Consider the following 11,992-nt stretch of genomic DNA (forward strand, 5'->3'; position numbering starts at 1 on the left):
GGCACGAAAGACGATGCCAGAACAGCGTCGTCTTCATTAGCTTTCCCAGGGGGGAGATACTCTGGCCAACTGTATTCCTCCTGCGGCCCGCTGTGCTGCGCAGCGGCGTCCCCAATGGCACGAGCCTCCATGTCGACTGCGTCTTCCGGACGAGCAGCAAGGGCAATTTCGCGCCCGAGTGCGGCGTACGGCGGGAACTTCCGGAGATGAGCTAGTGCACTGATCCACCGGTTACCACTGGAGTCCAAATAGCGCCTGGCATCTTCATCCAGCGACCCCTCGTAAAGCCGAGCCGCAATCCCCGGCCTGTTGTTTTCATGCAGGTATTGACTGAAACGTCTAAGAGTAGCCGCATAGTCCTGAATGGTTTTGGGATTCGGCCCGGTCGCAGGCGCTGCCTCGTACTTTTTGACCAGAGCCGCTTTGTAATCTCTGATGAGCTCGGCGTCGACAGGGTCGGGATTCAGGGCAGCGCGGCCCACCATTGGCGCTCCGCGCGCCGACTCTTTGAGACGACCCAGTGCTCTAGCCACGTTCGAGGAGCCACTCTCGCGCTGGTACTCCTTGAGATCCTGATCCAGCAACGGATCGTCAAGCCGAGCAGCAAATCCCGGCTTGTTATTATCAAAGAGCCAACGACCAAAGCCGAGAAGAGAATTTACATGGTCCGTGACCGTGCGCTCCCCGACCTTACCGGCATAGAGTGCTGACCTCAGCCCTTCGACAACGGTCGCATCGTTGAAATAAAGAGGACGCTTGTCGCGACCGGAGACCACTACTGGAGGATCTGGCTGCACCGCCGCCGGCAGAGAACGAGCATGGTCACGCAACTCGACCCGTGCGGGGGGATTCAGATCAACCACTGACGAATCCGGCGCATGATGATGGCGCGCCGTTGAGTGACCCGGCTGCAGCACCGAGGCACCCAGCATCGACCCACTGCCTCCGGCGTACGGCGCCGCGGCGTGTTCTTGTCCGATCCCTTGCATCATGGGCTGCGCTTCCCATGGGGCCGCGCCTTCGATGAGGTTCAGGTCTCCCTGAGACGGATGAGGATGGAACGGGTCTGGCAGAGCCGGAACGCCGGGGGCGGGAATTTGGGCAGCGGCTTGGCGCGCCTCGCCCGAGCGCTGCTCAAAGCCCTCTTGCCCGGCCTGTGCCGCTTGCTCTTGAGATGCCGGGGGCTGCACCTGCCGCCAACCTGTTACATTGGATAGGTCAAATTTGTGCCGGTTCACGCTAGCCTCACGTCCACAGATCAGCTGAGCAACCTACTCGGGCATACTTACGAGAAGCTGACGAGGTCCGCGGTCCCGGAGCGGGTAGGCCTAATTTTCTGCGCGCCGATTGCGCTGGCGCGACGTAGCCCGGCCTTTTGCCAGCTCGGCAGCTACGGCTCGCAAAGAGCGTCGTAAGGCTTGCGGAGCCGCCCCTCAGCTCCCGTCGAGGAGCAATCCTCAATTCACATATTTGGAGATGGCTCGCTGGTTTACCGGTCTGCGAGCCCTGCAAGCCCATGCTTCAGATGCCGCCCGTGCAGAGGTATTTCATTTCGAGGTAGTCCTCGAGGCAATGGCGGGAACCCTCCCGCCCGATGCCGGACTGCTTCACTCGGCCGAAATGCGCGGCTTCCGACGACATGCGTCCCGTGTTCATACCACCATGCCATATTCCAAGGCCTCGGCCACACGCCAAACACGCTTCCGTTTGAGGCACAAATGTGGGCGGCAAGGCCGTAGATCGTGTCGTTGGCCTCATGCACGACCTATCCGCATCGTCGAAGCAATCACAGGCGCCAACCGCCCGAATGTCTCTTTCTTGCGCGATGGTCATCTCGCTGGAGACAGGACCGATAGTTCGACGTGCCATTCGCGCGATGCGTTTGCCCCCGCATCGAATTCTGCGGCCTTTCGCGACGGCATCTGCGATATGGGATTCGATTTTGGCCAGAGCCTGCCTGTCGATCAGCACCGATCGCCACTCCGGAGCAAAGCCCTCGCAAACGATAAGTGGCGGACTTTCTCCACGAATTCTCGACAAACACCTTCGTGAACGCCTGACTGGACGGGGGTAGGCGTGCCGAACAGGTCGCATAACCACGCCATCGTTCGGCGACTGCAGCCGCGAAGCGTCTCGAACACACATCGGCTCGATGCGGTTGCGTCCAGAATGCATCGGCGAGCGGCGGGAGTCTTCGCTATATTCGCCCCGACATCCCGAAGTCCTCCAGCTTGCCTGCCAAAAAGGGGTGTTGCATGAATAAACCCGCTTTCGTCGCCGTCAGCCGCGTGCCCAGGAAGGACGACAGCCTCCATAGCAAGAATGCGAGATGATCATCGTATTCAGCGGCAGCGTGCCGGCGAAATTGGGTTTTCGGCAGGCCAAATAGCGCGATGCAGAAGGATGGTGAGGATTTCGCGTCCGCTGACGCGTAGGTTCGTCGACGCTTATCCAGTATCGAGATAACAACGCCGCTGCGCAGGAACGAATTCTGAGAGCGCACCCTGCGAGAGGTTGCGCTTGCTGACGCGGCTGTGGAAGAAGCAGGGGCTCGCGCCGAAGCGCATGATCACCGACTAGCTTCGCTCGTATGGAGCGGCAAAGCGACAGATGATGCCGGACGTCGAGCACCGGTCGCACAAGGGGTTGAACAACAGAGCGGAGAATTCCCATGTGCCGCCGCGAAAACGGGAGCGGATGATGCAGGGGTCCGATCGCCGGGAGGCCTGCAACGCTTCGTCTCGACCTTGTCAGCCCTCCGCAACCTCTTCGTCCCGCCCCGCCCCAAACGTTCTGCTCTCGCCATACATGTTCATCGCTTGCAAGCCATCGCCGAATCGAAGGCCGTGACTGGAACGCCCGCATGAATTCAGCAGCAGCAGCCCTCGGCCGGCCAATTTCAGACAACGTGACAAGCCCGACCAACAAGCCTATGTCGTCAAATCGCCAAACCGACGCGGCGAACTCGTGCTGGTCGGCAAGGCGATAGTGGCTGGAGCATCAACTCGGCCGACGAGAGTGGCCACACCATCCTAGACAGGATCGGCCGATATGCCCGGCATCGCCGCTGCACAGCGGGCATCCAGACGTTGCCGGGTTGACTATGGGTGTCCGAACCGCGAAAAGAGGCCGCTCTTTATGAGTGGCGTGCGCTGGCAGTCTAACCCCAAGCCCCCCGCCCGGGCTGCCGGCGCGCTTCTAGGAACATCGAGGTAGATGACGAGACTCCGAACTACATTTCCAAAGCTATCGGTGGATTCACATTTCAAGCCCAATCGATTTCCTACAGCCAGGCGCGAACGTTCGACTGGAACATTCAGAATTCACATCAAGGTGCACCGCTGTTGCGTCCCGAACAGGTTCGGCTGCTCGATGACGAGTACGAGATTGTTCTCATCAAGGTCTGCCACCATTAAAAATGAGGAAGGTGCGATATTTTTCGGATCGCATTCTGAAACGCATCTTTGAAAGCCAGACAGGCGCCCTCCCGGAGCCGGCGCCCTTGACGGGAGCAGAGGAGGCGCTCTCCGCAGAATCTCAACTCGGTGACCCGCTGTGTGAATTGGCGCAGGACTTTGACGATACAGTTTGATGAGGCTAGTATGAACCCGCGAAATAGTAATCCATCCCGTGTAACAGCTTTGTCGCAGGTGCAGGACGCCGGCTTGGAAGACGGGCAAGCGGTCCAGGCCCGGCGAGTGGGCTTTGAGCAGCACGTGTCCGAGGCGCTCCGGCCGCTGTTCGATGGTCGAGCTGACGAGCCGCCTACCGGTCCAGAGGAGCTTCTGCGACTGGAACAGGGGTTTCGCGAGGTGCTTCAGCGAGGGCAGGATCATCAAGCCGCCTCGTCTTTTTTCAGCGATCCAAGGATGCCCGCTGGACGGGATGACCCCAAGGGAAGCGTGTCGGACGCTTTCGCAGCAGCCGGCTCTAGGCACGCCGAGGCCGCCGCCCCGCCAGTGTTAGCTGCCAGCCAACAGCAGATCCGGCCCTCGCCAGTTGCGTTTGACCGGCCGGTATCATCCTCGGCTGCTGCAGGCGTGCGCTTGTATGCCCCTTCGATGATCTCTCGGAAGACCAGTTCCGAAAACTGCGATCAGTTGCCCGCCTTGTGCTGGCGCCTCGCCGTCGAGGTCGAAACGCCCGCGATTCAATGGAAGGTCAGCGGGCCATGGGGGCAGAGTGCAACGGTGTCTACACCGCCTATTTGAGGGGGAGAGGTACACTTGGCTTTCCTGTTCCAGCAGCATCCGGCCGCACACCGACGCGATGGGGAGCTAGAATTCAAATCGGACCTTCGCAAGGCACGCACCGCGGCTCAAACGCCGTTCGTTTGGGAAAAATGGCTCAGTACCGACAAAGCTTCTGTGATGGCCCTAGTGGCCTCGGTTGCGCTCTTGGTCGCGATACAGTGGCAAGACCCCCAGATCAACGAGGCGGTCCTAAGCGAACTGCGGACGATTCAGATCAACTACGCATTGCTCCAGCGAGACGTCGCCCGCGCCGACATGGTATTGGACTTCCGTTCCGTTGCTTCTACCGGGCAAGCATTAAAAAGGAACCTTCAAAACTACCAACGCCTTGTTGAGATTTCGCCCAATGAGAGCTCCGGGGTGCACTCCAGGTTGGTTGCACAGCTCAAAAAGTCCCTCGAAAACACAGAAGCTGCCATCTCGGCCTCGGCCGCGCAAAATGAGCTTCTGCAAAGCTCTCTCGTACGCTTTGCTCGCTCGGCTAATCGCCTTCGGGGGGGAGTGTCGAACAGGCCTGAATTTTCCAATCTGATCCTTCAATTTTCGGCCAGACCGGGATTCAGCCTCGCATTACAAATCGATCAGTCTCTCCGCCGACTTCCTCCTAGCCAGGACCAAGTCACGGAGGATGTTGCCCGCGAGGGCCGCGCTATCCTGTCCTCAATGTTGAGGTTGGACCGCGCTGTCAATCGGATCCCATCCTTCGACACGTTCGCCAAGGCTGCCGAATTGGAGCGAGAACATCTGAAAGCCTACAGCTTCGCCAGCGCGCAAGCGCAGCGTACACGACTTTTCTTTGGCTTGGTGTCCATATGCCTCTGCTTGTTTGCGACCATTCGAGCCTCCACGCAGCATGTGCGGACGAACCGGTTGGAAAGGCGGTTAGAGCTTGAAGCGGCGATGAGTGAGATCGAAGCTTGTTTCATCGACAGTCAAGCAACGAAGGCTTCGCGGCGCTTCTCCACCGAAGCAGCGCTTAGACTCATTCAATGCGTTTTCGATGCGGATCAATGCGCGCTTGCTCTGGTGGATCCGAGTATCAGCAGGAATACCGAGTACTTTGTCGCGAACAAGCGCATGCGCGTCTGGAACGCCGCGCTAATCCATGAAGTCGTCTCACTTGTACACCCGGAACAGCCAGTGTTTCGCGTCGTTCCGGCGTCTGAAGTGGTTCGGACTGCCGTAGGCACTACCGGTGTTTGTCAAATTGTTGGTTGCAGGGCCTCCGATCAGCAGGCTGCGGTTTGTATCCTTGTTTTTGAAGGAGATCGCTCACCACCCTCCACAGACGACCTTCTGGTTCTGGCGAGCGCTACTGTGCGTTTAGGCAACCATCTTGAAATGCAACGTGTACACACGGAACGTAACCTTTTTGAGAGTCGATGGGAGCATGCGGAAAGGCTGACGGCTGTCGGCACAATCGCAAGCGGCGTTACACATGAATTCAATAATGTTCTAGGAGCAATAGTCGGCTACGCAGAGATGGCTAAAGGTCTTGTGCGTCACCCCTCGAGAATTCGGGGCCACATCGGCCAAATTATCTTGGCCAGCAACCGAGCCAAACTGATTATTGATCAAATTTTGTCACTAAGCCGAAATCGGAAGCGCGTGACGATGCCTTTCGACGTCTCGGAGAGTGTAATGGATCTCGCGCCATTGCTGCGGGTTACACTTCGTGCGGATGTTCAGTTGAACTTCAAGATCAACGAGTGGCAAACGGTGATCGAGGGCAGCCCGACCGAGATACAGCAGATCCTTATGAATCTATGCAAGAACGCGTCGGAGGCTCTCTTGAATGAGGGCCGTGTCGAGATTAGCGTTTCTCGCGCTCACGTCTGTCAAACGAAGCCCGTGGCTAAGGGCACCTTGAAACCGGGAGATTACGTTCTCCTCTCCATCAGCGACGATGGCCAAGGAATCGCAAGTTCGGTGCTTCCGCATATCTTTGAGCCCTTTTTTACCACGCGCTCTCGCGTCGGCGGGACCGGACTGGGTCTTGCTGCAGTGGACCGCCATGTGAGCGCGCTCGCAGGATGCCTTGACGTCACCTCGGCTGTTGGCCGAGGTACACGCTTCGATCTCTACTTACCGGCCTGCGCTGAGGAGCAGGTCAGAGCTGATAGCGCTTTCGGCCCATGCGATGGATCACTTGGCAACGGAGAAATCATTGCAGTCGTTGACCCCGATCCAGCAGCGTTGGAGATCTACATGGATAAGATCGCCGCGCTGGGTTATAAGCCGGTCGGCTTCGCGACCTTCGAGAGTCTTTGCGACTGGATCGAGAGCGGGAAGGCAGCCGACCTCCTAATTTTCGATAAAGCGACTTTCCTCGGGCCAGGACAGCCCGAAGCCGTACCTACCACCCTGATGACGGTGCCCATCATCGTCGTTGGTGGAAGCGACCCCATGCCGATCACATCTGGTAATCAGACCTTCGTCCTTTGGCTAGCCAAACCGGTCTCGTCCAGGACGATGGAGCATGCAATTCGTAGGATGATAATGGCATGATGCCGCCGACGCGCTCAGGCTACCGAGCTACCGAGGCAATCGGAGGCGGAGCCGGCTGGGATCCAGCAAATACAAGAGCGTCGGACGATCTCTGCGCACCCGGCTCATGGCGAGTTCCCCTCGAACACTGTCGTCGGCTTCCGCCCAAGGAAGGGCTCCCCGACCACGGCAAACCTGCCGCCGTGCTCGTGACCGTCAAGGACAAGTCGCCGCGCGATGGGGTCTGCGGGCCTCCATCCTTGACAAGTCACTGCGCGCTGGCGGCGACAGGCGACGGGTAATATAGGGTCGGGACGAGGAGATGGTCGCCAATCGGTCATGCAAGATGGTTGACGAAAAGCAAAGCTTGACAATCATCGCCCCATTCACGCCAGACTTCTCCTGTGCGCTCATCACTCGGCTACGGCTCCTCGCCTGCCCCGACAAGGCTATCGCCGCCCGGCCGGGCAAGCGATGTCCCAGGTTCCGACGTGTTCCTTTCATGCTTGATGGACCTAGGCCCCGGCAGGGCGGGAGCATGAGGCTGGGTTCTCGGTCGCGGATCTGTGAGGCAAGCACGGGGTAAGCGAAGGCTCGACCCACCATTGGGGAGGCCGGCTTCGGCACGGAGGTGCGGCCTCGGCGTTGAGAGGCATCGGATCGGGTGTAGCAGGACTTTCGAACTAACTGCCGACAACACACTGGATAGGCTGTTCTCGTCGTTCGGTCCAGTTCACCAACGCCTGTGTCGACATTTTACGGCGCTTCACTACTCAGCGCCGCGCCCGTGAGCGCCAGCGAGTGGTCGTCGGCGGGCTCGATGGCGCTATCAGGTCGGGGACTCGACCTCTATGATCATCACCGACTTAATTCAAATTTGTCTGTATATATTGACGATTGCACCACCTTCACCTCGTAAACGGCAATGCGGGCGGATGGAGAGGGTTCTATGATATGACAAGCGATTTTTCCGCCGCCCGAGGGCATTTAGATCGAGCGTATGACTACCTTTGTGGGGATGACCCGATGAGTCAAAGGGGCCGCGAAGCCTTGGATCTGCTAATTGAGGCGGTTGCCGTCGAAGAGTTCAAGCAGCCACGCCAAAGCGCGGAGGTGCTAAGGTTTCCGATCGGGCGCCGCTGCTGAGGTAATCTCCACGGCCGCCATGTAACCTCAGGTGGCAGGGACTCGCCGCCCCGTGAGGGCCGGGAACGAACGCATTGGCAAAAGGAAAGCCCACTTGCCAGACCCGCGCCCGGCCGGCGTGGTAAGAAGGCCGGCGGGTTCCCAAGCGGAGACATTGACGCCGGACTATGACGTTCTTTGCATCGGCAATGCAGCGCCGGCAACACCGCCGCCGGCGTAGGCAGCTTCGGCGGGCGCGCCGCCTTCTTCGGCAGGTGTCGAACGACGCGCTCGGCGAGATCTACGCCCACGACATCCACGCCCAGGGCGTCGCCTTCGACACCGAACCGCTAGTGGGACAACCACCGACGGCATGCTCGATGATCTTCGTAACGCCCGATGGCGAGCGCTTATCTCGGCGCCTGCTTCGAACTCGGCCCGACGATGTCGAACCGGACAAGGCTTCGGGCACCAAGGTCACTTATTTCGAGGGCTATCTGGGGGACCCGCCGCGCGCCAAGCAAGCGATCCGGCAGACCGCGCGGCTGGCGCATGCCGCTGGGCGCGAAGTGTCGATGACGCTGTCGTATTCGTTTTGCGTCGACCCCTACCGCGACGAGTTCGTCGAGCTGATCCGCTCCGGCACGGCAGCAGCAGGTCGTCTGGATCGCCGGGACTATCCGGGTGAGTACGTCGGGGTAATGTGCTGAGAGTTCTGCAAATTCGCTGAGAGGGGGCGGTCATGGCAGGCTGGTGATTGTTCACGTCACCGATTGCCGCGAAGGAACGCCACCATGACGAGACTGAAGTTAAGACCGCCAGCGCTGCCGTCAAAGCAAGGGCATCGGGTTGGTCGTGTCCGACGATCACGCCGGCCTGGTGGCAGCGACCGGCGAGGTGATCCCCGAAGCCGCCTGGCAACGCTGCTACGTGCACTTCCTCAGGAACGCGCTCGATCATCTGCCGAGGAAGCACGGCGACGACTGCCTGCAGGAATTGCGCTGGCTCTACGACCGGCGCGATCTCGCAGAGGCCAGGGCTGATCTTGCCGCATGGCTTGCCAAATGGTCGGCACGCTATCCGCGCCTGACAGGCTGGGCCGAGGATGCCATCGAACAAACCCTGACCTTCTTCAGGCTGCCGAGACAGCACCACAAGCATCTCAAATCCACCAACATGCTGGAGCGGCTCAACGAGGAAATCCGCCGGCGCACCTATGTCGTGCGCATCTTCCCCAACACCGAAAGCTGCCTGCGCCTGGTCAGGGCCTTGGCCGTCGAGACCAATGAAAACTGGATGGAGGCCAACCGCTACATCAACATGGACGACCTGCGCGAGCACAAGAAGCTCGCTCTGCGCCAAGCCGCATGACCAGCATCATGGCCGCCCCATTTTGCAGAACTTGACGCACACAACCCGCTTTGCTCTCTCTACAAAGGCATCGGAGTTGCCGAGCCGCAACCGCCTTACATGCCACTGAAAGCGCCAGCCCGATGCTGACTCGCGCCATGTGAATTGAGAAGGGAGATCGAGCCGGCTTCGAGTGAGCCCAGGCTAAGATCTAAGCTCATCCACGTGCATGATCAGCTTACGACGGGCAGTCACGGCGTGGATGTGCCCGCGGTTAGGAGGCGTATCCAAGTAAACCCGCTGGGTAGATTGCAGTTCGGGATCCGAGGCACGCCCGCTGCGCGTAGCGATTTGAGGACAGCATTGTACACGATCCAACGCAATGACCGACCGTCCGGTCTCTCGTGCAATTTAAATTGAAACGTCTGTCTTGCCGCTGCAGGTCGGCCCGTAAATCAGACGGATTAGCATGTGTTTACCGCTTAGAAGCCCTTGTTTTTCGAACTAACTGCCGACAACAAACTGGATAGGCTGTTCTCGTGGTTCGGTCCAGTTCACCAACGCCTATGTCGACATTTTAGGGCGCTTCACTACTAACGGGCACCGCACGATGGCAGCTCGTTTTCTCCGGCAAAAGATACTCCCTGTGTTAGCTTCCGTGTTGTGTGCTTGCCCTCACCTGCGGGATACGGAAGGCCATCCCTAAAAGCATCGAATGCGGCAGCGACAGCGCGAATCCCAAAGCGATGCTCCCGCCGTACGCGGACAAAACCGTTTTCGAAGTCCACTATTCCGTCCTTGGCCAGCATCGCCAAACGCTCATCTGAACCGCGAAGACGGATCAAATCAGATCCGTGGGCGACACAGATTGCCGGCACGTCAGCCTCGAAATCGCACATTAATCGCTCGATGATTGCGGCTCGCAGGCGGTCGTCGTCTGTGAGGCGATGGCCCTTCGATGTCGCCAGTCGGCCAGCTGCGATGTGCCGGATGTAGAAATCCCGTGTAACTTCGTTTTGAACGTACCCCTGGCCGATGCGGCCGATAGCCGACGCGCCGAAACCGATCAGGGTTCTGCAGGTATCGGCAGAGTAGCCCAACGAGTTACGTCGCAGGCGACCTGTTTCCTGTGCCAGCGCGAGCTCGTCGTGCGGCAAGGCGAAATGGTCGAGCCCGATCTCTCGGTAGCCGGCGGCAACCAGCGTCACGGCGGCAGCCGCATGCTGTTCAGCGCGGGCAGCGCTGTGGGGAAGAAACTCCGCCTCGATGAGGCGCTGGTTCTTTATTTGGGATGGGATATGCGAGTAGCCGAACAAGGCAAGCCGGTCGGGGCGCATGGCGACCGCCGCCCTCGCCGTCTCGACGCACGACTCCACCGTTTGACGCGGCAGGCCGTAGATGAGGTCGAAGTTGATCCGGTTTACTCCATGCCGGCGCAGCATTTCCACGGCAGCCGACGTCTGGGCCTCGCTCTGGATTCGGTTGATCGCTTTTTGAACAATGGGATCGAAGCTCTGTACGCCCAGGCTCGCGCGGTTCACGCCGGCCGCTCCCAAGCCTTCCGCCATCTCGGGCGTGAGCGTGCGTGGATCGATCTCGATGGCGACCGTAGCTGTTTTCGAGATGGCGAAGCGGCATCGAAGGAACTCCATCAGAGCGAGGAACTCGGCTGGTCCGATGAGAGACGGCGTTCCGCCGCCGAAATGTATGTCGCTCACGGGCAGCGTCTTCGGCACTCGCTCGCAAACCAGACGGATCTCGTCACGCAGCGCCGCCAGATAGTTGAGGATGGGCGCATCATGGCGGGTGATGGTGGTTGGGAAGCCGCAATACCAGCAGGCTGATCGGCAGAACGGAACGTGCAGATAGAGTGACACCGGATCCTCAGCCGGCAGGTTCCTGAGCCATGCCTCATAAGCCCCGGCGCCGACCGCCCCGGAGAACTCCGACACAGCCGGATAGATAGTGTACCAAGGCAGCCGGGCCTCTCGAAATTTCGTGGTGTGCAAAGGCACAATCCCATACTGATAACAACCAACCCTACTCACCGCGCCCGCCTGGGTCCCTGCGCTATGTCAGTCCGTTCCGTTTGGGCTCGAATCTAGATCTTTTTAGGTTGTGTGCGTCAAGTTCTGCAAAATGGGCGATCATGAAACTGGTCATGCGGCTTGGCGTAGAGCGAGCTTCTTGTGCTCGCGCAGATCATCCATGTTGATATAGCGGTTGGCCTCCATCCAGTTTTCGTTGGTTTCGACGGCCAGCGCCCTGACCAGGCGCAGGCAGCTTTCGGCGTTCGGGAAGATGCGCACGACATAGGTGCGCCGGCGGATTTCCTCGTTGAGCCGTTCAAGCATGTTGGTGGACTTGAGGTGCTTGTGATGCTGACGCGGCAGCCGGAAGAAAGTCAGCGTCTGTTCTATGGCTTCTTCCGCCCAGGTGGTCAGCCGCGGGTAGCGGGCGGACCATTTGGACAGCCACGCGGCGAGATCGGCCTTGGCCTCGGCGAGATCGCGCCGGTCGTAGAGCCAGCGCAGTTCCTGCAGACAATCGTCGCCGTGCTTCCTGGGCAGGTGATCGAGCGCGTTCCTGAGGAAGTGGACGTAGCAGCGCTGCCATGCTGCTTCCGGGATCACCTCGCCGATCGCCGCGACCAGGCCGGCATGGTCGTCGGACACGGCCAGTTCGACGCCCTTGAGACCGCGTCGTTTCAAGCCGACGAGGAAGTCCTTCCAGGCCGAGCGGCTCTCGCGATTGGCCATCTCCACGGCCAGGATCTG

6 protein-coding genes and 5 pseudogenes are annotated in these 11,992 nt (G+C 59.6%); 6 read left to right on the forward strand and 5 right to left on the reverse strand.

What is annotated here, in order from left to right:
* Together NKI88_RS31195 and NKI88_RS31200 are read right to left on the reverse strand one after the other, a co-directional pair.
* Nucleotides 1-1,238: pseudogene (locus NKI88_RS31195) on the reverse strand (hypothetical protein); the annotation flags it as partial.
* Between the two features lie 283 nt (nucleotides 1,239-1,521).
* The gene (locus tag NKI88_RS31200; protein ID WP_352659214.1) at nucleotides 1,522-2,175 is read right to left on the reverse strand and encodes an aldehyde dehydrogenase family protein; all 654 of its coding nucleotides are present in this window, start codon (nucleotides 2,173-2,175) and stop codon (nucleotides 1,522-1,524) included.
* Between the two features lie 342 nt (nucleotides 2,176-2,517).
* Between NKI88_RS31200 and NKI88_RS31205 the strand changes: the two are divergent.
* The 6 genes and pseudogenes from NKI88_RS31205 to NKI88_RS31230 form a co-directional block, all read left to right on the forward strand.
* A pseudogene (locus tag NKI88_RS31205) lies at nucleotides 2,518-2,867 on the forward strand (DDE-type integrase/transposase/recombinase); the annotation flags it as partial.
* Nucleotides 2,868-3,215: 348 nt separating this feature from the next.
* A pseudogene (locus NKI88_RS31210) lies at nucleotides 3,216-3,592 on the forward strand (type IV secretory system conjugative DNA transfer family protein); the annotation flags it as partial.
* Nucleotides 3,593-4,226: 634 nt separating this feature from the next.
* Complete coding sequence (locus NKI88_RS31215) at nucleotides 4,227-6,761, forward strand: two-component system VirA-like sensor kinase (protein WP_352659216.1); 2,535 nt, start codon at nucleotides 4,227-4,229, stop codon at nucleotides 6,759-6,761.
* Between the two features lie 933 nt (nucleotides 6,762-7,694).
* Complete coding sequence (locus NKI88_RS31220; RefSeq protein ID WP_023679698.1) at nucleotides 7,695-7,886, forward strand: hypothetical protein; 192 nt, start codon at nucleotides 7,695-7,697, stop codon at nucleotides 7,884-7,886.
* 192 nt (nucleotides 7,887-8,078) lie between these two features.
* Nucleotides 8,079-8,512: pseudogene (locus tag NKI88_RS31225) on the forward strand (PfkB family carbohydrate kinase); the annotation flags it as partial.
* A 181-nt stretch (nucleotides 8,513-8,693) separates the two neighbouring features.
* Nucleotides 8,694-9,236 (forward strand): annotated as a pseudogene (locus tag NKI88_RS31230) (transposase); the annotation flags it as partial.
* Nucleotides 9,237-9,419: 183 nt separating this feature from the next.
* Here the strand turns inward: NKI88_RS31230 and NKI88_RS31235 are convergent.
* The 3 genes from NKI88_RS31235 to NKI88_RS31245 all read right to left on the reverse strand — a co-directional run.
* Entirely contained in the window at nucleotides 9,420-9,626 is a 207-nt protein-coding gene (locus NKI88_RS31235; RefSeq protein ID WP_352659220.1) for an isopentenyl transferase family protein, read from the reverse strand.
* 182 nt (nucleotides 9,627-9,808) lie between these two features.
* Nucleotides 9,809-11,224: an oxygen-independent coproporphyrinogen III oxidase gene (hemN, locus tag NKI88_RS31240; protein WP_352659218.1), complete on the reverse strand. Its 1,416-nt coding sequence runs from the start codon at nucleotides 11,222-11,224 to the stop codon at nucleotides 9,809-9,811.
* Between the two features lie 150 nt (nucleotides 11,225-11,374).
* Nucleotides 11,375-11,992, reverse strand: a 618-nt coding sequence (locus NKI88_RS31245) for an IS256 family transposase (RefSeq protein ID WP_031196673.1), incomplete at its 5' end; no start/stop codon positions are given.

Source organism: Mesorhizobium sp. M0317 (genome assembly GCF_040321555.1).
In the GTDB taxonomy this organism is placed as follows: domain Bacteria; phylum Pseudomonadota; class Alphaproteobacteria; order Rhizobiales; family Rhizobiaceae; genus Mesorhizobium.

What these genes read in the sequence shown, in the direction of transcription:
- NKI88_RS31200 (WP_352659214.1), bottom strand. Translation starts at nt 2,175, where the DNA reads ATGCATTCTGGACGCAACCGCATCGAGCCGATGTGTGTTCGAGACGCT.
- NKI88_RS31220 (WP_023679698.1), top strand. Translation starts at nt 7,695, where the DNA reads ATGACAAGCGATTTTTCCGCCGCCCGAGGGCATTTAGATCGAGCGTAT.